Source organism: Burkholderia sp. MSMB1826, from assembly GCF_001526325.1.
Lineage (GTDB): Bacteria > Pseudomonadota > Gammaproteobacteria > Burkholderiales > Burkholderiaceae > Burkholderia.
Genome location: NZ_LOYN01000055.1, coordinates 18,422 through 40,448, shown reverse-complemented (window position 1 = coordinate 40,448; position 22,027 = coordinate 18,422). Strand labels below are relative to the sequence as shown.

The following is a 22,027-nucleotide window of genomic DNA, read 5'->3' as shown; positions in this document are numbered from 1 at the left end:
GCGGGACACCTCGGTGTTCCGCCGTTTTTCGTTGACCGTCGATCGAAGCCGTCAGCCGGCCCCGAAGCCTCCGTTCGCCGGCTCGCTCCGGCCGGCCACCGTCATGCCGTCGGAACGACCGCCCGATCGAGACTGCGCAGGAACGTGTCGGCCGCCTGATAGCCGACCACGCGGCCGATCTCGTTGCCATGGCGATCGAAGAAGATGATGCCCGGCGGCCCGAACAGGTTGAAGCGCTTGAGCAGCGCCTGATCGTCCGGATTGTTCGCGGTGACGTCCGCACGCACGAGGTGAAGCTGCGCGAGCCGCGCCTGCACGCGCGCGTCGGTGAACGTCAGATGCTCCATCTCCTTGCAGCTCACGCACCAGTCGGCGTAGAAGTCGAGCATCACGGGCCGGCCCGACGTCTTCAGCAGCGTGTCGAGTTCGCCGCTGGAGCGCACCGGGGCGAACGCCGGGCCGTCCTGCGCGGCAGCCGCGCCGGCAGCCGCCGCACCGCCGGAGGCTGCCGTACGCGCCGCCAGCACGGCCAGCGGCTTGACGGGATCGGTCGAGCCCGCGGCCAGGCCGACGAGCAACGTCGCGGCCCAGATCGCGAGCGCGGCGCCCACGCCGCGGCCCAGGCGGCGCCAGACCGACGCAGCACCGGCATTCGGCGTGAACAGGCCGAGCGCCGCGGCCGCGATCAGCAGCCACAACGCCGCGAGCACCATCTTCAGCCCGGCCGCCAGCACCGGCCACACGATCCACAGCGCGGCCGCGAGCAGCACGATGCCGAAGAACACCTTGACGCCGTCCATCCACGCACCTGCGCGCGGCAGCACCGTCCCGGCCCCGACGCCGACGACCAGCAGCGGCACGCCGAGCCCGAGCCCCATCGCGAACAGCGCCGCGCCGCCGAGCAACGCATTGCCGGTGTGCGCGATGAAAGCGAGCACGGCGAACAGCGGCGCCGTCATGCACGCCCCGACGACCAGCGCCGACAACGCGCCCATTGTCGCAACCGCGACGAAGTGGCCGCCCTGGCGAGCGCTCGATGCCTCGGCCGCGCCGTTCTGCCAGCGCGCCGGCAGCGCGATGTCCTTGCCCGAGATCAGCGACACCGCGAACGCGGTCAGCAGCACGCCGAACGCGCCGAGTACCCACGGGTTCTGCAGCCATGCGCCGAGGCTCTGGCCGACCAGCGCGGCCGCGATGCCGAGTACCGTGTAGACCAGCGCCATGCCGACCACGTAGGTCAGCGACAGCGCGAAGCCGCGTGCATGCGTCGCACGCGTGCCCTGGCCGATGATGATCGCGGACACGATCGGAATCATCGGGTACGAACACGGCAAGAGGCTCAGCACGACACCCGCGACGAAATAGAGCGCGACGATGGTGAAGAAGCCCTGGCCTTCGAGCAGCGACTGCGCGAAATCCGCGCTCGTGACCTTGTCGAACCAATTGCCGGCGGCAGCCGTATCGCCGGACGACGATGCGGCGCCGAGCGCGGCGCCATCGACCTTCATGACGTGCTCGGCCGGCGGATAACAGATCCCTTCGTCCGCACACCCTTGCGACGTCACCGCGAGCTCGAACGGCCCGGCTGCCTGCTTCACCGGCACGTGAACAACGACTTCATCGCGATAGGTCTCGACGTTCTTCTGGAACGTCTGGTCGAATTTCACGTGGCCGGCCGGGAATTGCGGTTCGCCGAGCGTCGCCTGACCGCTCTTCACCGCGAACGCGAACCGCTCGCGGTACATGTAATAGCCGTTGGCGATCTTGAAACGAACGTCCACCTGCCCCGGCGATTCGCTCGCGCTGAACTTGAACGCAACCGCCGGATCGAGGAAATCGTCGGCCGCGCGCGCGACGGACAGGCCGCCCAGCATCACGAACGACAACAGGACCGCAACAAACCGCAGCGCACGCACGCGCATCGAAAGCGCCATACCGTTAAACATGAAATAGACGTTGAGTTTCGCCGGTCACCCATTGGCCATACGCGGCCGATGCCGTCGTCTGCCACGAGACGATTTCGGGTGTCTCGTAAGGATGACGCGCGAGGATAAATCGCTCCAGTTCGAGCGCCCGGACGGGGCTCGTCTTGAACAGCAACTGGATCTCGTCGGCCGTTTCGACCTTGCCCTGCCAGTGATAGCGCGACTTGATCGCACCGAGCTCCGACACGCACGCGGCAAGGCGCGCGTCGAGCGCGCCGTCGGCGAGCACCGCGGCCGTCGCCGCATCGGGTACCGTCGTCAGCATCAGCACCACTATCATCCGCGCCCTCCTCACTGGTCTGCCGGCTCCTGTCGGCGCCGGTTACCCGCTCGGCGACCGCACCGGTTGCCCCGTATCGTAGCGCAGCCCGCGCAACGCTGCCGGCACCGGCCTGCGACAATCGATCGCAGCCGGCATCTCAAAAACAAAAAGGGCCAAGCAAAACGCTCGGCCCCTTTCTGATCCTGCTGCGTACCGGAAGCTTACTCGGCTTCTTGCACGTTTTCCGTTTCGTCGACTTCCGGACGGTCGAGCAGTTCGACCAGTGCCATCGGTGCGTTGTCGCCCACGCGGAAGCCGAACTTCAGCACGCGCAGGTAGCCGCCCGGACGGTTCGCGAAACGCGGACCGAGCACGTCGAACAGCTTCGCGACCGAGTCACGATCGCGCAGGCGGTTGAACGCCAGGCGACGGTTCGCCAGCGACGGCTTCTTGCCGAGCGTGATCAGCGGCTCGACGACTTTACGGAGTTCCTTCGCCTTCGGCAGCGTCGTCTTGATGACTTCGTGCTCGATCAGCGAGTTGGACATGTTACGGAGCATAGCCAGACGGTGGCTGCTCGTGCGGTTCAGTTTCCGCAGACCATGACGATGGCGCATTTCAGTTTCCTTGATTCAAAGTTTTGGTCCAGCTCTTCTATCGCACCTCGGAAGGCGCACGGGCCGGTAACGAAAAAAAGCAAGATGCGGATTTTAAAGGAAAATCCGCATCTTTGCCAACTACGGCTATAGCCAGGCTACGACCGGGCTTACTTGTCGAGACCAGCCGGCGGCCAGTTCTCGAGCTTCATGCCCAGCGTGAGACCGCGCGAAGCGAGCACTTCCTTGATCTCGTTGAGCGACTTGCGACCGAGGTTCGGCGTCTTCAGCAGCTCGTTTTCCGTGCGCTGGATCAGGTCGCCGATGTAGTAGATGTTCTCGGCCTTCAGGCAGTTCGCCGAACGAACCGTCAGCTCGAGATCGTCCACCGGACGCAGCAGGATCGGATCGATCTGCGGTGCACGCGACGGCGCTTCGGCTGCCGTTTCCGTGCCTTCCAGCGCCGCGAACACGGACAACTGGTCGACCAGGATGCGGGCCGACTGGCGGATCGCTTCTTCCGGCGTGATCACGCCGCTCGTCTCGATGTTCATCACGAGCTTGTCGAGGTCGGTACGCTGCTCGACACGCGCGCTTTCGACAGCGTAGCTCACGCGGCGAACCGGCGAGAACGATGCGTCGAGGACGATGCGGCCGATGATCTTGGCCGTGTCTTCGCCGTAGCGACGGACGTTGCCGGGCACGTAGCCGCGACCCTTTTCGATCTTGATCTGAACGTCGAGCTTGCCGCCCTTCGACAGGTGCGCAATCACGTGATTCGGGTTGATGACTTCGCAATCGTGAGCCAGCTCGATATCGCCGGCCGTCACGACGCCTTCACCTTCCTTGCGCAGCGTAACCGTCACTTCGTCGCGGTTATGCAGCTTGAACACCACGCCCTTCAGGTTCAGCAGCAGGTTGACGACGTCTTCCTGCACGCCATCCAGCGTCGAGTACTCGTGCACCACGCCTGCGATCGTGACTTCGGTCGGCGCGTAGCCCACCATCGACGACAGCAGCACGCGGCGAAGCGCATTGCCCAAGGTGTGGCCGTAACCGCGTTCGAACGGTTCCATGACCACCCTCGCGTGGTTCTCGCCCAGCGATTCCACGGCGATGATCTTGGGTTTCAGCAAACTGGTTTGCATGGGCTTTCCTTTTCAATACCCTCGGCTCGTTACACCGATAAGGCTGACCGGTAACAACCAGAAAATAAACAGCCGAGGCCCGTCCTTGCGCAACGCAATCGGGGTACCTCGGCCGTCAATCGGATTAACGCGAATACAATTCGACGATCAGGCTTTCGTTGATGTCGCCTGCGATTTCAGCGCGTTCCGGCATTTGCTTGAACGTGCCTTCGAACTTCTTCGCATCGACTGCAACCCAGCTCGGCATGCCGCCTTGCTCGGCCAGCGACAGCGCTTCGACGATACGCGCCTGCTTCTTCGCCTTTTCGCGGATCGCGACGACGTCACCCGCCTTCACTTGCTGCGACGGCACGTTTGCGACGACGCCGTTCACGGTGATCGACTTGTGGCTCACCAGCTGACGCGCTTCGGCGCGGGTCGAGCCGAAGCCCATGCGATACACGACGTTGTCGAGGCGCGACTCGAGCAGTTGCAGCAGGTTTTCACCCGTGTTGCCCTTGCGGCGATCGGCTTCAGCGAAGTAGCGACGGAACTGACGTTCCAGCACGCCGTAGATACGCTTGACCTTCTGCTTCTCGCGCAGCTGCGTACCGTAGTCGGACGTACGTGCGCCCGAGGTACGGCCGTGCTGACCCGGCTTGCTGTCGAGCTTGCACTTGTCGGCGAGCGAGCGGCGTGCGCTCTTCAGGAACAGGTCGGTGCCTTCACGGCGGGAAAGCTTGGCTTTGGGGCCGATATAACGTGCCACTTTGCATTCCTTTATCAATCAGTCACGCGGATCGAAATCCGCGCTAGTCCGCTCCCTTTGGGGCGAACGGTGGGCTTAGTCAATCAAAAAAGCAACGCCCGTCGACGCTGAGCGGCGACAGGCAATGCGCTAGCACGAACGTGCCAGCACATCCTTAGATACGACGACGCTTCGGCGGACGGCAGCCGTTGTGCGGAATCGGGGTGACGTCCGAAATAGCGGTGATCTTGATGCCGAGGCCGTGCAGTGCGCGCACTGCCGACTCGCGACCCGGGCCCGGGCCCTTGATCCGCACTTCCAGATTCTTCACGCCGTATTCCATCGCGACGCGGCCAGCCGACTCGGCTGCGACCTGAGCAGCGAACGGCGTCGATTTGCGCGAGCCCTTGAAGCCCTGACCGCCCGACGTCGCCCATGCCAGAGCGTTGCCTTGGCGATCGGTGATCGTGATGATCGTGTTGTTGAACGACGCGTGAACGTGAACCACGCCTTCAGCGACGTTCTTCTTAACCTTCTTGCGAACGCGTTGCGCCGCGGTGTTCGAAGCCTTAGCCATTACGTTTTCCTGTAACTGTCAGTTCCGCTTACTTCTTCAGCGCTTGCGCTGCACGACGCGGACCCTTGCGGGTACGTGCGTTCGTACGCGTACGCTGACCGCGCATCGGCAGGCCCTTGCGATGACGGACGCCACGGTAGCAACCGAGGTCCATCAGGCGCTTGATGTTCATCGTCACTTCACGGCGCAGATCGCCTTCGACGACAAACTTGCCTACTTCTTCACGCAGCTTTTCCAGGTCTGCGTCGGTCAGATCCTTGACCTTCTTCGAAAAATCGACGCCAGCTGCCACGCAGATGCTGCGCGAACGGGTGCGGCCGATACCGAAGATAGCCGTCAGGCCGATCTCGGTATGCTGGTGATTCGGGATGTTAACCCCTGCGATACGAGCCATTGTTTTTCCTCAAACAAAAAGCGCAAACAAACGCGCGGTCAGCCTTGGCGCTGCTTGTGGCGCGGATCCGAGCTGCAGATCACGCGAACGACGCCTTTGCGCTTGATGATCTTGCAATTGCGGCAAATGCGCTTAACCGATGCCATCACTTTCATGATAATACCCTTTTTTCAAATCACTTCGCCCGGAACACGATCCGCGCACGAGACAGATCGTAAGGCGTCAATTCAACCGTCACCTTGTCGCCCGGCAGGATGCGGATGTAGTGCATCCGCATCTTCCCGGAAATATGCCCCAACACGACATGGCCGTTTTCCAGCTTCACGCGGAAGGTCGCATTCGGGAGGTTTTCAATGACCTCACCCTGCATCTGGATTACATCGTCTTTGGCCATAGTCCTTTTCAACGCATCGGGATGTTGCCGCCCTTGAAGTTAGCCTTCTTGAGCAGCGACTCATACTGTTGCGACATAACGTACGACTGCACCTGCGCCATAAAGTCCATCGTGACGACGACAATGATCAGCAGCGACGTTCCACCAAAATAAAACGGCACGTTCCAGCGCAGCACCAGGAATTCCGGCAGCAGACACACGAAGACGATGTAGATCGCACCGGCCAGCGTCAGACGCGTGAGGATGCGGTCGATATATCGTGCGGTCTGATCGCCCGGACGGATGCCCGGAACAAACGCGCCGCTCTTCTTCAGGTTGTCTGCGGTCTCCCTGCTGTTGAACACCAGTGCGGTGTAGAAGAAGCAGAAAAACACGATTGCCAGCGTGTACAGCAGCACGTAGACCGGCTGGCCCGGCTTCAGCGCTTCCGCAACGTTATGCAACGTATTGGAAATCCAGCTTCCTGTCGGCTGACCGGTACTGAACCAGCCGAGAATCGTTGCCGGGAACAGAATGATCGACGATGCAAAGATCGGCGGAATCACGCCCGACATGTTCAGCTTCAGCGGCAGATGCGACGACTGCCCACCGTAGATCTTGTTGCCGACCTGACGCTTCGCGTAGTTCACGAGGATCTTGCGCTGACCGCGTTCGATGAACACGACCAGGTAAGTCACCGCGGCGATCAGAACGACGATGATGATCGCCGAAATGATGCTCATCGAACCCGTACGCACCAGCTCGAACAACCCACCCACGGCATTCGGGAACCCTGCTGCGATCCCGCCGAAGATGATGATCGAGATACCGTTGCCCAGACCACGCTCGGTAATCTGCTCGCCGAGCCACATCAGGAACATCGTGCCCGTAACCAGCGTCACGACCGTCGTCAGACGGAACAGCATGCCGGGATCGGTGACGAGGCCCGGCTGGTTTTCCAGCGCAGCCGCGATACCGAATGCCTGGAAGGTCGCGAGCACCACGGTGAAATACCGCGTGTACTGCGTGATCTTCCGTTGCCCTGCCTGCCCTTCCTTCTTCAGCGCCTCGAGCTGCGGCGAAACGATCGCCAGCAACTGCATGATGATCGACGCCGAGATGTACGGCATGATCCCCAGCGCAAAGATCGTGAAGCGGGAAAGCGCGCCACCCGAGAACATGTTGAACATGCCCAGGATGCCGCCCGCCTGGCTCTGGAACAGCTTAGCCAGTTGATCCGGATCGATGCCCGGCACGGGAATGTGCGCGCCGATGCGATAGACGATCAGCGCCAGGAGCAGGAACATCGCTCGCCGGCGCAGATCGCCGAATTTCGCCGTGCTTCGACCGGGTTTTGCAAGACTCGGGCTGTTAGCCAAGTACCTTCTCCGATGAATGCAAGTGACGACGCGCTACGCGTGTCACTCGGCGAACGAACCGCCAGCCGCTTCGATCGCAGCGCGCGCACCCTTGGTGGCACCGAGACCCTTCACGACGATCTTGCGCTTCAGTTCGCCCGTCGCGATGATCTTTGCGCTCTTCGTCAGCTCGCCGACCAGGCCGGCTTGCTTCAGTGCGAGCAGATCGATCTCGTCGACCGGCAGCTTCTCGAGGTCGCCCAGGCGCACTTCACCGACGAATTCCTTCGTCAGCGACGTGAAGCCGCGCTTCGGCAGACGACGTTGCAGCGGCATCTGACCGCCTTCGAAACCGACTTTGTGGAAGCCGCCCGAACGCGATTTCTGACCCTTGTGACCACGGCCAGCCGTCTTGCCGAGGCCCGAACCGATGCCACGACCGACGCGACGCTTGGCGTGCTTGGCGCCAGCGGCCGGCTTCAGGTTATTCAATTCCATATCAACTCCTTGATCCGTAGGGCCGCTTACGCGATGACCTTAACGAGGTACGAGACCTTGTTGATCATGCCGCGGACCGCCGGCGTGTCCTGCAGCTCGCTAACCGAGTTGAGTCGGCGCAGGCCCAGGCCACGCACGGTTGCGCGGTGCGATTCGCGGGTCCCGATCAGGCTCTTGACGAGCTGAACCTTGACAGTTTTTTCAGACATGGTGACCACCCGGGCTTAGCCCAAAATATCTTCGACGGACTTGCCGCGCTTCGCCGCGATGTCTGCCGGGGTCGACTGCTTGCGCAGACCGTCCAGCGTGGCGCGAACGAGGTTGTACGGGTTCGTCGAACCGTGGCTCTTCGCCACGACGTTCTGAACGCCCATCACGTCGAACACTGCGCGCATCGGGCCGCCGGCGATCACGCCCGTACCTGCCTTCGCCGGAGCGAGGAGGACAGCGGATGCGCCATGCTTGCCGTGCACTTCGTGCTGCAGCGTGCCGTTCTTGAGCGGCACCTTGAACATGTTGCGGCGAGCTTGTTCCATTGCCTTCTGGACAGCGACCGGCACTTCCTTCGCCTTGCCCTTGCCCATACCGATGCGGCCATCACCGTCGCCGACCACGGTCAGTGCGGCGAAGCCGAGAATACGGCCACCCTTCACGACCTTGGTCACGCGATTGACCGAAATCATCTTTTCGCGAAGGCCGTCGTCGCGCTCGTCAGCCTGAACTTTCGCTTGCATCTTTGCCATGACGAATTCCTTCCTTAGAACTTGAGCCCAGCTTCGCGAGCTGCCTCAGCCAGCGCCTTGACGCGGCCGTGGTAGCGGAAGCCCGAGCGGTCGAAGGCGACGGATTCGATGCCGGCAGCCTTTGCCTTTTCGGCAATACGCTTGCCGATCAGCGTCGCAGCATTGACGTTGCCGCCCTTGCCCGACTTGTCGGCCAGTTCTGCGCGCACTTCTGCTTCGAGCGTCGACGCGCTGGCGAGCACCTTGGTGCCGCACGGCGAGAACACTTGAGCGTAGATGTGCGTGTTCGTGCGATGCACGGCGAGACGCGCGACCTGCAGCTCAGCGATCTTGATACGCGTCTGGCGAGCGCGGCGCAGGCGAGATTGAGTCTTATCCATGATTGCGCACCCTTACTTCTTCTTCGTTTCTTTGAGGATCACAACCTCGTCGGCATAACGCACGCCCTTGCCCTTGTAGGGCTCCGGCGGACGGTAACCGCGGACTTCCGCAGCCACTTGACCGACTTGTTGCTTGTTGATCCCCTTGATCACGATTTCGGTTTGCGTCGGGGTTTCAGCCTTGACGCCTTCCGGCATCTGGTGCACCACCGGGTGCGAGAAACCCAGCGACAGGTTCAGCTTGTCGCCTTGCGCTTGCGCACGGTAACCGACGCCAACCAGCGTCAGCTTGCGCTCGAAACCCTTGGTCACGCCGTGCACGGCATTCGCGATGATCGCGCGCATCGTGCCCGACAGTGCATTTGCTTCGCGGCTTTCGTCGACCGGCGACAGATTCAGCGTGCCGTCGTTGTTCGCCACGTTCACGAGCGGATTGATCGCTTGCGTGATGGTGCCCAGCGGGCCCTTGACGGTGATCGCACCGTCGGCCAGCTTGACTTCCGCGCCTTGCAGCGCGATCGGGCTCTTACCTACTCGAGACATGTTTCTCTCTCCTCGGCTTTAAGCGACGTAGCAGATGACTTCGCCGCCGACGCCGGTAGCGCGCGCCTTGCGGTCGGTCATCACGCCCTTCGGCGTCGACACGATTGCCACACCGAGGCCGTTCATGACCTGCGGAATGTCGTTACGGCCGCGGTACACGCGCAGACCAGGCTTCGACACGCGCTCGAGGCGTTCGATGACCGGGCGACCTGCGTAGTACTTCAGCGCGATATTCAGTTCGGACTTCGCACCTTCCGCCTTCACGGCGAAATCGTCGATATAACCTTCGTCCTTCAGGACTTGCGCGATTGCAACCTTGACCTTCGACGAGGGCATCGCGACCGATACCTTCTCGACCATCTGCGCGTTGCGGATGCGAGTCAGCATATCGGCGATAGGATCACTCATGCTCATTTACGTTTCTCCTATTACCAGCTCGCCTTGGTCAGGCCAGGAATCTCGCCACGGAACGCGATTTCACGAATCTTGTTACGCGCGAGGCCGAATTTACGGAACGTGCCACGCGGACGGCCCGTGATCGCGCAGCGGTTACGCTGGCGGGTCGGGTTTGCGTTGCGGGGCAGTTGCTGCAGCTCCAGGCGTGCTTCGTAGCGCTCTTCTTCCGACTTGCTTTGGTCTTCGACGATCGCCTTCAGCGCTTCGCGCTTTGCTGCGAACTTCGCGACCAGGCGGGCGCGCTTCTTTTCACGTTCGATCAGTGCCAGTTTAGCCACGGTAACCTCAGTTTCTGAACGGGAACTTGAAGCTGGCGAGCAGAGCCTTTGCTTCGTCGTCGGTCTTCGCAGTCGTCGTGATGCTGATGTTCAGCCCACGCAGTGCGTCGATCTTGTCGTAATCGATTTCGGGGAAAATGATCTGCTCTTTCACACCGATGTTGTAGTTGCCACGGCCATCGAAAGCACGACCCGACACACCGCGGAAGTCACGCACGCGGGGCAGGGCAACCGTCACGAAACGGTCGAGGAATTCGTACATCGCGCGGCCACGCAGCGTCACCATCGCGCCGATCGGGTAACCCTGGCGGATCTTGAAGCCTGCGATTGCCTTGCGGGCCTTCGTGACGACCGGCTTCTGGCCGGCGATCTTCGTGAGGTCGCCAACGGCGTTCTCGATGATCTTCTTGTCAGCGATCGCTTCGCCAAGACCCATGTTCAGCGTGATCTTGGTAATGCGCGGCACTTCCATGACCGACTTGTAACCGAACTTCTCGATCAGGCCGGGCACAACCTTTTCTTTGTAAAACTCTTGAAAACGAGCCATTTTTTACTCCGCTGCGTCAGGCGCTCAGTACGGCACCGGTCGTCTTCAGGAAGCGAACCTTCTTGCCTTCCTCGACCTTGATGCCAACACGCGACGCCTTGCCATTCGCGTCGACCAGTGCGACGTTCGAAATATGCAGGGGCATCGTCTTCGCTTCCACGCCGCCCGTCGTACCCTTCATCGGGTTCGGCTTCACATGCTTCTTGACGAGGTTGATACCTTCAACCGTCACATGTTCAGCACCGACAGCCAGCACGACGCCGCGCTTGCCCTTGTCCTTGCCAGTGACGACGATGACTTCGTCACCTTTGCGAATCTTGTTCATCGCGACTCCTTACAGCACTTCCGGCGCCAGCGAAACGATCTTCATGAATCGTTCGCTACGCAGCTCACGCGTCACCGGCCCGAAGATACGGGTGCCGATCGGCTCGAGCTTGTTATTCAAAAGCACAGCGGCGTTGCCGTCGAACTTGATCAGCGAGCCGTCTTGACGGCGCACGCCCTTGGCGGTGCGGACCACCACGGCGTTGTAAATTTCGCCTTTCTTCACGCGCCCGCGCGGCGTTGCCTCTTTGACGCTCACCTTGATGATGTCGCCAATGCCGGCATAACGACGCTTCGAGCCGCCGAGCACCTTGATGCACAGGACTTCACGTGCACCCGTGTTGTCGGCTACTTCGAGCCGAGATTCGGTCTGGATCATGGTTTGTCTTTCCCAACTTAATCCGGATGCACCACCATGATGCATTCGGTCAGTCTTGGTCCCGTCAGCCAATCGGCTGCTTGGGTTGGAACAGCAGCGACGGCAAACGAAACCCGCCATCGCAATTCGGTGAATCTTTCGGACAGGCAGGCGCCAGTCCGCTTCCCCCACCAACTTCGCCCGCGACGGGGCTCCCATAAAGAGGGAAGACCGGGATTATAACAAATAATCCCGGTCACGCAAGCAAAAACTTTGCGATTTCAAGCACTTCGTGGAGAAGTGCCCGTTACTGCCTACTGCGCTGCCCGCTTAGATGACGCGAGCGGCTTCGACGAGGCGCGACACCGTCCAGGCCTTCGTCTTCGAAACAGGACGCGTTTCCTGGATTTCGACGAGATCGCCTTCGTTGTAGGTGTTCGCTTCATCGTGCGCGTGGTACTTCTTCGAACGCACGACATACTTGCCGTAGATCGGATGCTTGACGCGGTGCTCGATCAGCACGGTGACGGTCTTGTCCATCTTGTTGCTGACGACCCGACCGACCAGCGTCCGCTTCAGCGAGGTTTTCACGCTATCGTTCATTTCTGGTTCGCCTTCTGAGTCATGACGGTCCGCACACGTGCGATGTCGCGACGAACCTTCTTCAGCTGGCTCGTGTTCGTGAGCTGCTGGGTCGCGAGTTGCATGCGCAGGCCGAATTGCGCCTTCAGCAGGTCCGCCAGCTCCTTGTTGAGCGCGGCCTGGTCTTTCTGGAGAAGTTCGGAAGCCTTCATGTTTTCTCCTTAGGCGCCGAGCTGGCGCACGATGAATGCCGTCTTGAGCGGCAGCTTGGCTGCAGCCAGACGGAACGCTTCGCGTGCCAGTTCTTCGGATACGCCGTCCATTTCATAGAGCATCTTGCCCGGCTGAATCTCGGCGACGTAGTACTCCGGGTTACCCTTACCGTTACCCATACGCACTTCGGCCGGCTTCTGCGAAATCGGCTTGTCCGGGAAGATCCGGATCCAGATGCGGCCGCCACGCTTGATGTGACGCGTCATTGCACGACGCGCCGCTTCAATTTGACGTGCGGTCAAACGACCGCGACCGATCGCCTTCAGGCCGAATTCACCGAACGACACGGCGTTGCCGCGCGTCGCCTTGCCGGTGTTACGACCCTTCTGCTCTTTACGATACTTTCTGCGTTTCGGTTGCAGCATCGTTATTCTCCAGTCTTGCCGTCTTCGGGCTTGCCGGCGCCACGGCGCGGTGCGCCACGACGAGCACCCGGAGCGCCGCCTTCGCCGTCACGGCGCGGACGACGGTCGCCCGGACGCGCATTGCGACGCGGACGCTTGTCTTCGGCTACTTCTTCCACCACCGGTGCATCGTTGCGGCCGAGCGTATCGCCCTTGTAGACCCACACCTTGACGCCGATGATCCCGTAAGTCGTCTTCGCTTCCGAAGTCGCGTAGTCGATATCAGCACGCAGCGTGTGAAGCGGCACGCGACCTTCGCGATACCACTCCGTACGAGCGATTTCGATACCGTTCAGACGGCCTGCGCTCATGATCTTGATGCCTTGGGCACCCAGACGCATCGCGTTCTGCATCGCACGCTTCATCGCGCGACGGAACATGATCCGGCGCTCGAGCTGTTGCGTGATCGAGTCAGCGATCAGCTGAGCATCGGTTTCCGGCTTGCGGATTTCCTCGATGTTGACGTGAACCGGCACGCCCATGCGGCGTTGCAGTTCCGTCTTCAGCTGTTCGATGTCCTCGCCCTTCTTGCCGATGACCACGCCCGGACGCGAGCTGTAAATCGTGATGCGCGCGTTCTTCGCCGGACGCTCGATGACCACCCGACCGACCGAAGCGTTCTTCAGCTTCTTCTTCAGGTATTCACGAACACCGATGTCTTCCTGCAGCATCGCCGCGAAATTGTTGTTGTTCGCGTACCAACGCGAAGCCCAATTGCGGCTGACAGCCAGGCGGAAGCCAGTCGGATGAATTTTCTGTCCCATCGTATGGCTCCTTAATTCCCGACCGTCACAGTGATGTGACAGGATTGCTTCTCGATGCGGTTACCGCGGCCCTTGGCGCGCGCGGTGAAACGCTTGAGCGATGCAGCCTTGTCGACGTAGATGCTCTTGATCTTGAGCTCGTCGATATCAGCGCCTTCGTTGTGCTCCGCATTCGCGATTGCCGACAGCACAACCTTCTTCACGATGCCAGCCGCCTTCTTCGGCGAGAACGTCAGAACGTTCAGCGCCTTGTCGACCGGCAAACCGCGGATCTGGTCAGCCACAAGGCGCGTTTTCTGCGCCGAGATGCGGGCACCGCGATGAATTGCTTTCACTTCCATCTTGATTGCCCCTTATTTCTTGGCCTTCTTGTCGGCTGCGTGACCCTTGAACGTACGGGTCAGTGCGAACTCGCCAAGCTTGTGGCCGACCATGTTTTCCGAGATGTACACCGGAACGTGTTGACGGCCGTTGTGAACGGCGATCGTCAGGCCGATGAAATCCGGCAGAATCGTCGAGCGACGCGACCAGGTCTTGATCGGCTTTTTGTCGCGCGAAGCTGCAGCCGCCTCAACTTTCTTCAGCAAATGGGCGTCGCAGAACGGACCTTTTTTTACAGAACGTGCCATTGCCTACTCCTTAACGCTTGTGACGGCGCTGGACGATCATCGTCGTCGTGCGCTTGTTGCTGCGGGTGCGGTAACCCTTAGCCGGCGTACCCCACGGGCTCACCGGGTCGCGACCTGCAGCCGTCTTGCCCTCACCACCACCGTGCGGGTGATCGACCGGGTTCATCGCAACGCCACGCACCGTCGGGCGGATACCGCGCCAGCGGTTCGCGCCAGCCTTGCCGATCTGGCGCAGGCTATGCTCTTCGTTGCCGACTTCACCGATCGTTGCACGGCACTCGATGTGCACGCGGCGGATTTCGCCCGAACGCAGGCGAACCTGCGCGTAGACGCCTTCACGCGCCAGCAGCATGGCCGACGTGCCAGCCGAACGCGCCATTTGCGCGCCCTTGCCCGGCAGCATCTCGATGCAGTGGATCGTCGTACCGACCGGAATGTTGCGGATCGGCAGCGTGTTGCCTGCACGGATCGGCGCTTCCGAACCCGACATCAGCTGTTGGCCGACGGTCAGGCCCTTCGGGGCGATGATGTAGCGACGCTCGCCGTCTGCGTAGAGCACCAGCGCGATGTTCGCGCTGCGGTTCGGGTCGTACTCGAGACGCTCGACCTTTGCCGGGATGCCATCCTTCGTGCGACGGAAATCGACGATACGATAGTGCTGCTTGTGACCACCACCCTTGTGACGCGTGGTGATACGGCCGTTGTTGTTACGGCCGGCGGTCGAGCTCTGCGAGTCGAGCAGTGCCGCGTACGGCTTGCCCTGGTGCAGATTCTTGTTGACCACCTTGACCATCGCGCGGCGACCCGGCGAAGTCGGTTTAACTTTCACGATTGCCATGATTACTTGGCCTCCGCTTCAAAGTTGATTTCCTGGCCGGGCTTCAGGCAGACGTACGCCTTCTTCACGTCCTTGCGGCGGCCCATCGAACGGCCGAAGCGCTTTTGCTTGCCCTTCTGAACCAGCACGTTGACCGAATCAACTTCAACCTTGAACAGCAGCTCGACAGCCGCCTTCACTTCCTGCTTCGTGGCATCCGGTGCGACTTCGAACACGACTTGCTCGTTCTTGTCGGCAACCAGCGTCGCCTTTTCGGAAATCACCGGTGCGAGCAGGACCTGCATCAAACGATGATCGTTCTTGCGAATCTCGCTCATGACAGCAACTCCTCGATCTGGGCGACCGCAGCCTTCGTGACCAGCACTTTCTTGAAGTAGATCAGCGACAGCGGGTCAGCGTAGCGCGGCTCGACAATTGCCACGTGCGGCAGGTTGCGCGATGCCAGGTACAGGTTTTCGTCAACCGTGTCGGTGATGATCAGCACGGAGTCGAGACCCATGGTCTTGAATTTGTCGGCCAGCAGCTTGGTCTTCGGCGCTTCGAGGATGATGTCCTCGACGACCGACAGACGGCCTTCGCGGGCCAGCTGCGAGAAGATCGAGCAGAGGCCTGCGCGATGCATCTTCTTGTTGACCTTGTGCGAGAAGTTTTCTTCCGGCGAATTCGGGAAGATACGACCACCGCCACGCCACAACGGGCTCGACGACATACCGGCACGAGCGCGGCCCGTACCCTTCTGGCGCCACGGCTTCTTGGTCGTGTGCTTGACTTGCTCGCGGTCCTTCTGTGCGCGGTTACCCTGGCGAGCATTCGCCTGGTAAGCGACGACGACCTGGTGGATCAGCGCTTCGTTGTAGTCACGACCGAACACGACGTCCGATGCGTTGACCACTGCACCTTCCTGACCATTTTCGTTCAGGAGCTTGAGTTCCATTATTTCGCCCCCTTGGTCTTGACGGCCGGCGTCACGAAGACCTTGCCGCCCTTCGCGCCCGGAATCGCACCCTTCACGAGCAGCAGCTTGCGCTCTGCGTCGATACGGGCGATTTCGAGGTTCTGCACCGTCACCGTCACGTCACCCATGTGACCCGTCATGCGCTTACCCGGGAAAACACGACCCGGATCCTGCGCCATACCGATCGAGCCCGGCACGTTGTGCGAGCGCGAGTTACCGTGCGTGGCACGGCCGGAGGAGAAGTTGTAACGCTTGATCGTACCGGCGTAGCCCTTACCGATCGACACGCCTTGCACGTCGACCTTCTGGCCCACTTCGAAAAGATCTGCACCGACCACGGCGCCATTCGACAGCTCGGCTGCCTTGGCCGCGTCAATGCGGAATTCCTTGAGGATTTCACCGGCTTCGACACCGGCTTTGGCGAGATGACCTGCCAGCGGCTTCGTCACGCGCGATGCGCGGCGGGAGCCGAATGCAACCTGCACGGCCGTGTAGCCGTCGGTTTCAACAGTCTTGATCTGCGTCACGCGGTTGTCCGACACGTCCAGCACGGTGACGGGAATCGAATCCCCTTCAGCCGTGAAGATACGGGTCATGCCAACCTTGCGACCTACGAGTCCAAGGCTCATCATTTTCTCCATTCCCGACTGCGATTGGTCGGGGCTGATTTACAAAATGCCGGGCACGCAAGGCCCAACTTTTTTACGCGAATACGCGAAAAGCCAAGCAGTATAGCCCGACTTCTCGATTTCCGCAAGCAATACAAAGACTTAGCACCATCCGGCACGCCGGCCGGCGCTGGAAGCCTTACTGCAGCTTGATTTCCACGTCGACGCCAGCCGGCAGGTCGAGCTTCATCAGCGCGTCAACGGTCTTGTCCGTCGGGTCGACGATGTCCATCAGGCGCTGGTGGGTGCGGATTTCGAGCTGATCGCGCGACGTCTTGTTGACGTGCGGCGAGCGCAGGATGTCAAAACGCTGAATGCGCGTCGGCAGCGGCACCGGGCCACGGACGATTGCGCCAGTCCGCTTCGCGGTATCGACGATTTCGGCAGCCGATTGATCGATCAGACGATAGTCGAATGCCTTCAGGCGAATGCGGATTTTCTGTTGCTGCATGACGATTCCTTGAAAAGAGCGAGGCGATGTTGCATCGCCGGACACTAAAAGAACGTGAAACATGACGCCAGCGGGGAGCGAAGCATCAGGTTCCGGGCGGTACTTCCACTGCTAAGCCCGCGATTCTACACGAAAATTCGCGGCGGTGGGCGTTTGTCAATAGAGCGGCTCGCACGCCACAAAGAAAAACCGGGTGCCAGATCGAACTGGACACCCGGTTTCTACGGTACGCAGTTGCTTACCGTGGAATCGCGGACCCCGCCGGGATCCGCGGATCGTCGATATTACTCGATGATCTTGGCGACGACGCCGGCGCCGACCGTACGGCCGCCTTCGCGGATTGCGAAGCGCAGACCTTCTTCCATCGCGATCGGAGCGATCAGCTTCACCGTGATCGACACGTTGTCGCCCGGCATCACCATTTCCTTGTCCTTCGGCAGCTCGATCGAGCCCGTCACGTCCGTCGTACGGAAGTAGAACTGCGGACGGTAGTTGTTGAAGAACGGCGTGTGACGGCCGCCTTCGTCCTTGCTCAGCACGTACACTTCAGCCGTGAAGTGCGTGTGCGGCGTGATCGAACCCGGCTTCGCCAGAACCTGGCCACGCTCCACGTCTTCACGCTTCGTGCCGCGCAGCAGGATACCGACGTTGTCGCCTGCCTGACCTTGGTCCAGCAGCTTGCGGAACATTTCAACGCCCGTGCAGGTCGTCTTCACCGTCGGCTTGATACCGACGATTTCGATTTCCTCGCCGACCTTGATGATGCCGCGCTCGACACGACCCGTCACCACCGTACCGCGGCCCGAGATCGAGAACACGTCTTCCACCGGCATCAGGAACGCGCCGTCAACCGCACGCTCCGGCGTCGGGATGTACGTGTCCAGTGCGTCTGCCAGGTTCATGATCGCCACTTCGCCCAGCTCGCCCGTGTCGCCTTCCAGCGCCAGCTTTGCCGAACCCTTCACGATCGGCGTGTCGTCGCCCGGGAAGTCGTACTTCGACAGCAGTTCGCGAACTTCCATCTCGACCAGCTCGAGCAGTTCCGCGTCGTCCACCATGTCGCACTTGTTCAGGAACACGATGATGTACGGAACGCCAACCTGACGTGCCAGCAGGATGTGCTCGCGCGTTTGCGGCATCGGGCCGTCTGCTGCCGAGCAAACCAGGATCGCGCCGTCCATCTGCGCTGCGCCCGTGATCATGTTCTTCACATAGTCAGCGTGGCCCGGGCAGTCGACGTGGGCGTAGTGGCGGTTAGCCGTTTCGTACTCGACGTGCGCCGTGTTGATCGTGATGCCGCGCGCCTTTTCTTCCGGTGCCGCGTCGATCTGGTCGTACGCCTTCGCTTCGCCGCCGAACTTCTTCGTCAGAACCGTCGTGATCGCTGCCGTCAGCGTCGTCTTGCCGTGGTCGACGTGACCAATCGTACCAACGTTCACGTGCGGCTTGGTCCGCTCAAACTTTTCTTTTGCCATGATTCTCTTCTTTCAAAAAATAATCGATTGGTAGCTAAAGATTTACTTCGACTTCGCGCTGATGATCGCTTCGGCAACGTTGCGCGGAGCTTCAGCGTAGTGCTTGAACTCCATCGTGTACGTTGCACGACCTTGCGTCAGCGAGCGCAGCGACGTCGAGTAACCGAACATTTCCGACAGCGGCACTTCGGCGCGCACGATCTTGCCGCCGCCAACCATGTCTTCCATGCCCTGGACGATACCGCGACGGCCCGACAGGTCGCCCATCACGTTGCCCATGTAGTCTTCCGGCGTCTCGACTTCGACAGCCATCATCGGCTCGAGCACGACCGGGTTCGCCTTGCGCATCGCTTCCTTGAACGCCATCGAACCGGCCATGCGGAACGCGTTTTCGTTCGAGTCAACGTCGTGGTACGAACCGAACGTCAGGTGAACCTTCACGTCGACGACCGGGAAGCCAGCCAGCACGCCCGACTTCAGCGTGTCCTGGATACCCTTGTCGACCGCCGGGATGTATTCACGCGGAATCACACCACCCTTGATCTCGTCGAAGAACTCGTAGCCCTTGCCTTGTTCGTTCGGCTCGAGCGTGATGACCGCGTGACCGTACTGGCCGCGACCACCCGACTGCTTGACGAACTTGCCGTCGACGTCCTTCGCCGTCGAGCGGATCGTTTCGCGGTACGCAACCTGCGGCTTGCCGACGGTCGCTTCCACGCCGAATTCACGCTTCATCCGGTCGACCAGAATTTCGAGGTGGAGCTCGCCCATGCCCGAAATGATGGTCTGGCCCGACTCTTCGTCGGTCTGCACGCGAAACGACGGGTCTTCCTGAGCCAGACGGTTCAGTGCGAGGCCCATCTTTTCCTGGTCGGCCTTGGTCTTCGGCTCGACCGCCTGCGAAATCACCGGCTCCGGGAACACCATGCGTTCGAGAACGATCGGGTTCGCCGGGTCGCACAGCGTGTCGCCCGTGGTGGCTTCCTTCAGGCCGACCGCTGCAGCGATGTCGCCTGCGCGGACTTCCTTGATTTCTTCACGCTGGTTCGCGTGCATCTGCAGAATACGGCCGAGGCGTTCCTTCTTGCCCTTGGTCGAGTTCAGCAGCGTGTCGCCCGAGTTGACGACGCCCGAGTACACACGGAAGAAGATCAGCTGGCCGACGAACGGGTCGGTCATGATCTTGAACGCGAGCGACGAGAACTTCTCTTCGTCCGATGCCTTGCGCTCTGCTTCTTCGCCGTTTTCGAGCTCGCCCTTGACCGGCGGGATGTCGACCGGCGACGGCAGGAAGTCGATCACGGCGTCGAGCATACGCTGCACGCCCTTGTTCTTGAACGCGGTACCGCACAGCATCGGCTGGATTTCGCACGCGATCGTACGATCACGCAGCGCCTTGACGATGTCGGCTTCCGGCAGATCGCCTTCTTCCAGGTACTTGTTCATCAGGTCTTCGCTGGCTTCGGCAGCCGCTTCGACCATCTTTTCGCGCCATTCCTTGCAGGTCTCTGCGAGTTCGGCCGGGATGTCGACGTAGTCGAACTTCGTGCCTTGCGACGCTTCGTCCCAAATGATCGCCTTCATCTTGATCAGGTCGACCACGCCCTTGAAGTTTTCTTCCGAGCCGATCGGCACCACGACCGGAACCGGGTTCGCCTTCAGGCGCAGACGGAGCTGGTCGTAGACCTTGAAGAAGTTCGCGCCGGTACGGTCCATCTTGTTGACGAACGCGAGACGCGGCACCTTGTACTTGTTCGCCTGGCGCCACACCGTTTCCGACTGCGGCTGCACGCCGCCCACTGCGCAGTACACCATGCACGCGCCGTCGAGCACGCGCATCGAACGCTCCACTTCGATCGTGAAGTCGACGTGGCCCGGGGTGTCGATGATGTTGATGCGGTGTTCCGGATAGTTGCCGCCCATGCCCTTCCAGAAGGCCGTGGTAGCAGCGGACGTGATCGTGATGCCACGTTCCTGTTCCTGCTCCATCCAGTCCATCGTGGCTGCGCCGTCGTGGACTTCACCGATCTTGTGGTTCACACCGGTGTAAAACAGAATGCGCTCGGTCGTCGTCGTTTTGCCGGCGTCGATGTGAGCGCTAATACCGATATTGCGGTAGCGCTCGATAGGAGTCTTGCGAGCCACTTTGATCCTCTACTGGGATGACGTGATGCAGCCCTGCTGCATCACGCCTCAACACAAACGGGCGAGGCGCCTGAAAAGCGCACCCGCCCGGAATTTATTTCCGCAAACAGCCCAGCCAGGCGCTTAGAAACGGAAATGCGAGAACGCGCGGTTGGCTTCTGCCATGCGGTGAACTTCATCGCGCTTCTTCATCGCGCCGCCACGGCCTTCGGCCGCTTCGGTGAGTTCGCCTGCCAGGCGCAGAGCCATCGACTTCTCGCTGCGCTTCTTCGCAGCCTCACGCAGCCAGCGCATCGCCAATGCCATACGACGCGACGGGCGCACTTCGACCGGAACTTGATAGTTGGCACCACCAACGCGGCGGCTCTTCACTTCGACCACCGGCTTCACGTTGTTGAGCGCAACCGTGAACACTTCCAGCGGGTCCTTGCCACCCTTGGTCTGGATTTGTTCGAATGCGCCATAAACGATGCGCTCTGCGACCGACTTCTTGCCGGACAGCATCAGCATGTTCATGAACTTGGCAACATCAACGTTACCGAACTTCGGATCCGGCAACACTTCCCGCTTGGGGACTTCGCGACGACGCGGCATGATTCTTCCTTTACTTGTTCAGTTGGAGCTGCAACCAGCTCCGCGGCCACCAACAAACCCGATCACATCTTCACGACTAACCAGCTTGGCCGGGTGACCACTTACTCGACAGCACCGGCAATCCGGCACTCCCGCCTTGACCGCCCTGCGGCGATCCCTGATCAAAAACTGCTTACTTGGCAGCCTTTGCACGCTTCGCGCCGTACTTCGAGCGCGCTTGCTTACGGTCCTTGACGCCCTGGGTATCCAGCGAGCCGCGAACCATGTGGTAACGCACACCCGGCAAGTCCTTCACACGGCCGCCGCGGATCAGCACAACCGAGTGCTCCTGCAGGTTGTGGCCTTCACCGCCGATGTACGAAATCACTTCGAAGCCGTTCGTCAGACGAACCTTGGCGACCTTACGGAGTGCCGAGTTCGGCTTCTTCGGCGTCGTCGTGTACACACGGGTGCACACGCCGCGACGCTGGGGGCAGTCCTGCAGGGCCGGGCTCTTGCTCTTCGTCGTTTCCGACTGACGGCCTTTGCGAACCAGTTGGTTGATGGTTGGCATTGTTTATTCCTGAAATTGAACAAAATCTGCGCATCGATTTCGGGCAAAGCGAGAATCGGCGCACAGTTGACTTCCGAACCGGCGAGACGGACACGAACCTTCGAACGCGACTCGGCCCACCGAATACCGGAACCCAACATGATATTCCG

Annotated in this window: 35 protein-coding genes; all 35 read right to left on the bottom strand. The window is 60.9% G+C overall.

The window, feature by feature from the left end; all coding sequences use genetic code 11:
* Nucleotides 1-101 precede the first annotated feature (101 nt).
* The 35 genes from dsbD to rpsL all read right to left on the bottom strand — a co-directional run bounded on the left by dsbD (nucleotide 102) and on the right by rpsL (nucleotide 21,878).
* Nucleotides 102-1,946, bottom strand: a complete 1,845-nt coding sequence (gene dsbD / locus WS95_RS29335) for a protein-disulfide reductase DsbD (RefSeq protein ID WP_059827542.1) — start codon at nucleotides 1,944-1,946, stop codon at nucleotides 102-104.
* Nucleotides 1,939-2,265 carry a divalent-cation tolerance protein CutA gene (cutA, locus tag WS95_RS29330; RefSeq protein WP_059780717.1) on the bottom strand — a complete coding sequence of 109 codons (327 nt, stop codon included), beginning with the start codon at nucleotides 2,263-2,265 and terminating at the stop codon, nucleotides 1,939-1,941. The genes dsbD and cutA overlap by 8 nt, the downstream gene beginning before the upstream one ends.
* Before the next feature lie 203 nt (nucleotides 2,266-2,468).
* Complete coding sequence (rplQ, locus tag WS95_RS29325) at nucleotides 2,469-2,864, bottom strand: 50S ribosomal protein L17 (RefSeq protein ID WP_006477175.1); 396 nt, start codon at nucleotides 2,862-2,864, stop codon at nucleotides 2,469-2,471.
* Nucleotides 2,865-3,013: 149 nt separating this feature from the next.
* The gene (locus WS95_RS29320) at nucleotides 3,014-3,991 is read right to left on the bottom strand and encodes a DNA-directed RNA polymerase subunit alpha (RefSeq protein ID WP_006477176.1); all 978 of its coding nucleotides are present in this window, start codon (nucleotides 3,989-3,991) and stop codon (nucleotides 3,014-3,016) included.
* Nucleotides 3,992-4,115: 124 nt separating this feature from the next.
* On the bottom strand, nucleotides 4,116-4,739 hold the full coding sequence (gene rpsD / locus WS95_RS29315) for a 30S ribosomal protein S4 (RefSeq protein WP_006477177.1): 624 nt from the start codon (nucleotides 4,737-4,739) through the stop codon (nucleotides 4,116-4,118).
* 154 nt (nucleotides 4,740-4,893) lie between these two features.
* Nucleotides 4,894-5,295, bottom strand: a complete 402-nt coding sequence (gene rpsK / locus WS95_RS29310; RefSeq protein ID WP_004197937.1) for a 30S ribosomal protein S11 — start codon at nucleotides 5,293-5,295, stop codon at nucleotides 4,894-4,896.
* 28 nt (nucleotides 5,296-5,323) lie between these two features.
* Entirely contained in the window at nucleotides 5,324-5,689 is a 366-nt protein-coding gene (gene rpsM, locus WS95_RS29305; protein ID WP_006400641.1) for a 30S ribosomal protein S13, read from the bottom strand.
* A gap of 38 nt (nucleotides 5,690-5,727) precedes the next feature.
* A complete protein-coding gene (gene rpmJ, locus WS95_RS29300; protein ID WP_004199844.1) occupies nucleotides 5,728-5,844 on the bottom strand; it encodes a 50S ribosomal protein L36 in 117 nt (38 codons plus the stop codon).
* A 20-nt stretch (nucleotides 5,845-5,864) separates the two neighbouring features.
* Nucleotides 5,865-6,083 carry a translation initiation factor IF-1 gene (infA, locus tag WS95_RS29295; RefSeq protein ID WP_004521905.1) on the bottom strand — a complete coding sequence of 73 codons (219 nt, stop codon included), beginning with the start codon at nucleotides 6,081-6,083 and terminating at the stop codon, nucleotides 5,865-5,867.
* An 8-nt stretch (nucleotides 6,084-6,091) separates the two neighbouring features.
* Complete coding sequence (gene secY / locus WS95_RS29290) at nucleotides 6,092-7,441, bottom strand: preprotein translocase subunit SecY (RefSeq protein WP_006482915.1); 1,350 nt, start codon at nucleotides 7,439-7,441, stop codon at nucleotides 6,092-6,094.
* 42 nt (nucleotides 7,442-7,483) lie between these two features.
* Nucleotides 7,484-7,918 carry a 50S ribosomal protein L15 gene (rplO, locus tag WS95_RS29285; RefSeq protein ID WP_006482880.1) on the bottom strand — a complete coding sequence of 145 codons (435 nt, stop codon included), beginning with the start codon at nucleotides 7,916-7,918 and terminating at the stop codon, nucleotides 7,484-7,486.
* Between the two features lie 26 nt (nucleotides 7,919-7,944).
* Entirely contained in the window at nucleotides 7,945-8,127 is a 183-nt protein-coding gene (rpmD, locus tag WS95_RS29280; protein WP_006400644.1) for a 50S ribosomal protein L30, read from the bottom strand.
* Nucleotides 8,128-8,142: 15 nt separating this feature from the next.
* Nucleotides 8,143-8,661 carry a 30S ribosomal protein S5 gene (gene rpsE, locus WS95_RS29275; protein WP_006752931.1) on the bottom strand — a complete coding sequence of 173 codons (519 nt, stop codon included), beginning with the start codon at nucleotides 8,659-8,661 and terminating at the stop codon, nucleotides 8,143-8,145.
* Nucleotides 8,662-8,675: 14 nt separating this feature from the next.
* Nucleotides 8,676-9,041, bottom strand: coding sequence for a 50S ribosomal protein L18 (gene rplR, locus WS95_RS29270; RefSeq protein ID WP_006477183.1), 366 nt, complete (start codon nucleotides 9,039-9,041; stop codon nucleotides 8,676-8,678).
* A gap of 12 nt (nucleotides 9,042-9,053) precedes the next feature.
* Nucleotides 9,054-9,584, bottom strand: a complete 531-nt coding sequence (rplF, locus tag WS95_RS29265) for a 50S ribosomal protein L6 (protein ID WP_006477184.1) — start codon at nucleotides 9,582-9,584, stop codon at nucleotides 9,054-9,056.
* A gap of 18 nt (nucleotides 9,585-9,602) precedes the next feature.
* On the bottom strand, nucleotides 9,603-9,998 hold the full coding sequence (gene rpsH / locus WS95_RS29260; RefSeq protein WP_006477185.1) for a 30S ribosomal protein S8: 396 nt from the start codon (nucleotides 9,996-9,998) through the stop codon (nucleotides 9,603-9,605).
* 14 nt (nucleotides 9,999-10,012) lie between these two features.
* The gene (gene rpsN / locus WS95_RS29255; RefSeq protein WP_006482884.1) at nucleotides 10,013-10,318 is read right to left on the bottom strand and encodes a 30S ribosomal protein S14; all 306 of its coding nucleotides are present in this window, start codon (nucleotides 10,316-10,318) and stop codon (nucleotides 10,013-10,015) included.
* Nucleotides 10,319-10,325: 7 nt separating this feature from the next.
* Complete coding sequence (rplE, locus tag WS95_RS29250; protein WP_006482882.1) at nucleotides 10,326-10,865, bottom strand: 50S ribosomal protein L5; 540 nt, start codon at nucleotides 10,863-10,865, stop codon at nucleotides 10,326-10,328.
* Between the two features lie 16 nt (nucleotides 10,866-10,881).
* Nucleotides 10,882-11,190 carry a 50S ribosomal protein L24 gene (rplX, locus tag WS95_RS29245; protein ID WP_006477187.1) on the bottom strand — a complete coding sequence of 103 codons (309 nt, stop codon included), beginning with the start codon at nucleotides 11,188-11,190 and terminating at the stop codon, nucleotides 10,882-10,884.
* A 9-nt stretch (nucleotides 11,191-11,199) separates the two neighbouring features.
* Nucleotides 11,200-11,568 (bottom strand): 50S ribosomal protein L14, encoded by a 369-nt coding sequence (gene rplN / locus WS95_RS29240; RefSeq protein ID WP_006482918.1) that lies wholly within the window; start codon nucleotides 11,566-11,568, stop codon nucleotides 11,200-11,202.
* Nucleotides 11,569-11,877: 309 nt separating this feature from the next.
* Entirely contained in the window at nucleotides 11,878-12,150 is a 273-nt protein-coding gene (rpsQ, locus tag WS95_RS29235; protein WP_006477189.1) for a 30S ribosomal protein S17, read from the bottom strand.
* Nucleotides 12,147-12,341 (bottom strand): 50S ribosomal protein L29, encoded by a 195-nt coding sequence (rpmC, locus tag WS95_RS29230; RefSeq protein WP_006400652.1) that lies wholly within the window; start codon nucleotides 12,339-12,341, stop codon nucleotides 12,147-12,149. The genes rpsQ and rpmC overlap by 4 nt, the downstream gene beginning before the upstream one ends.
* A gap of 9 nt (nucleotides 12,342-12,350) precedes the next feature.
* On the bottom strand, nucleotides 12,351-12,767 hold the full coding sequence (gene rplP / locus WS95_RS29225) for a 50S ribosomal protein L16 (RefSeq protein ID WP_006765417.1): 417 nt from the start codon (nucleotides 12,765-12,767) through the stop codon (nucleotides 12,351-12,353).
* A gap of 2 nt (nucleotides 12,768-12,769) precedes the next feature.
* Nucleotides 12,770-13,570: a 30S ribosomal protein S3 gene (rpsC, locus tag WS95_RS29220; protein ID WP_006482899.1), complete on the bottom strand. Its 801-nt coding sequence runs from the start codon at nucleotides 13,568-13,570 to the stop codon at nucleotides 12,770-12,772.
* An 11-nt stretch (nucleotides 13,571-13,581) separates the two neighbouring features.
* A complete protein-coding gene (gene rplV, locus WS95_RS29215) occupies nucleotides 13,582-13,911 on the bottom strand; it encodes a 50S ribosomal protein L22 (RefSeq protein WP_004199272.1) in 330 nt (109 codons plus the stop codon).
* A gap of 12 nt (nucleotides 13,912-13,923) precedes the next feature.
* Nucleotides 13,924-14,199 (bottom strand): 30S ribosomal protein S19, encoded by a 276-nt coding sequence (rpsS, locus tag WS95_RS29210; RefSeq protein WP_004199273.1) that lies wholly within the window; start codon nucleotides 14,197-14,199, stop codon nucleotides 13,924-13,926.
* Nucleotides 14,200-14,209: 10 nt separating this feature from the next.
* Nucleotides 14,210-15,037: a 50S ribosomal protein L2 gene (gene rplB / locus WS95_RS29205; RefSeq protein ID WP_034209733.1), complete on the bottom strand. Its 828-nt coding sequence runs from the start codon at nucleotides 15,035-15,037 to the stop codon at nucleotides 14,210-14,212.
* A gap of 2 nt (nucleotides 15,038-15,039) precedes the next feature.
* On the bottom strand, nucleotides 15,040-15,354 hold the full coding sequence (gene rplW / locus WS95_RS29200; protein WP_004199275.1) for a 50S ribosomal protein L23: 315 nt from the start codon (nucleotides 15,352-15,354) through the stop codon (nucleotides 15,040-15,042).
* Nucleotides 15,351-15,971, bottom strand: coding sequence for a 50S ribosomal protein L4 (gene rplD, locus WS95_RS29195; protein ID WP_006477192.1), 621 nt, complete (start codon nucleotides 15,969-15,971; stop codon nucleotides 15,351-15,353). The genes rplW and rplD overlap by 4 nt, the downstream gene beginning before the upstream one ends.
* A complete protein-coding gene (gene rplC, locus WS95_RS29190; protein ID WP_006482922.1) occupies nucleotides 15,971-16,621 on the bottom strand; it encodes a 50S ribosomal protein L3 in 651 nt (216 codons plus the stop codon). Before rplC ends, rplD begins: the two co-directional genes overlap by 1 nt.
* A 178-nt stretch (nucleotides 16,622-16,799) precedes the next feature.
* On the bottom strand, nucleotides 16,800-17,111 hold the full coding sequence (gene rpsJ / locus WS95_RS29185) for a 30S ribosomal protein S10 (protein WP_004199280.1): 312 nt from the start codon (nucleotides 17,109-17,111) through the stop codon (nucleotides 16,800-16,802).
* A 284-nt stretch (nucleotides 17,112-17,395) separates the two neighbouring features.
* Entirely contained in the window at nucleotides 17,396-18,586 is a 1,191-nt protein-coding gene (gene tuf / locus WS95_RS29180) for an elongation factor Tu (protein WP_034209732.1), read from the bottom strand.
* A gap of 42 nt (nucleotides 18,587-18,628) precedes the next feature.
* Nucleotides 18,629-20,731, bottom strand: coding sequence for an elongation factor G (gene fusA / locus WS95_RS29175; protein WP_034209731.1), 2,103 nt, complete (start codon nucleotides 20,729-20,731; stop codon nucleotides 18,629-18,631).
* A 123-nt stretch (nucleotides 20,732-20,854) separates the two neighbouring features.
* Nucleotides 20,855-21,325 (bottom strand): 30S ribosomal protein S7, encoded by a 471-nt coding sequence (gene rpsG / locus WS95_RS29170; RefSeq protein ID WP_034209730.1) that lies wholly within the window; start codon nucleotides 21,323-21,325, stop codon nucleotides 20,855-20,857.
* 172 nt (nucleotides 21,326-21,497) lie between these two features.
* On the bottom strand, nucleotides 21,498-21,878 hold the full coding sequence (rpsL, locus tag WS95_RS29165; RefSeq protein WP_006400662.1) for a 30S ribosomal protein S12: 381 nt from the start codon (nucleotides 21,876-21,878) through the stop codon (nucleotides 21,498-21,500).
* Nucleotides 21,879-22,027: the final 149 nt, after the last annotated feature.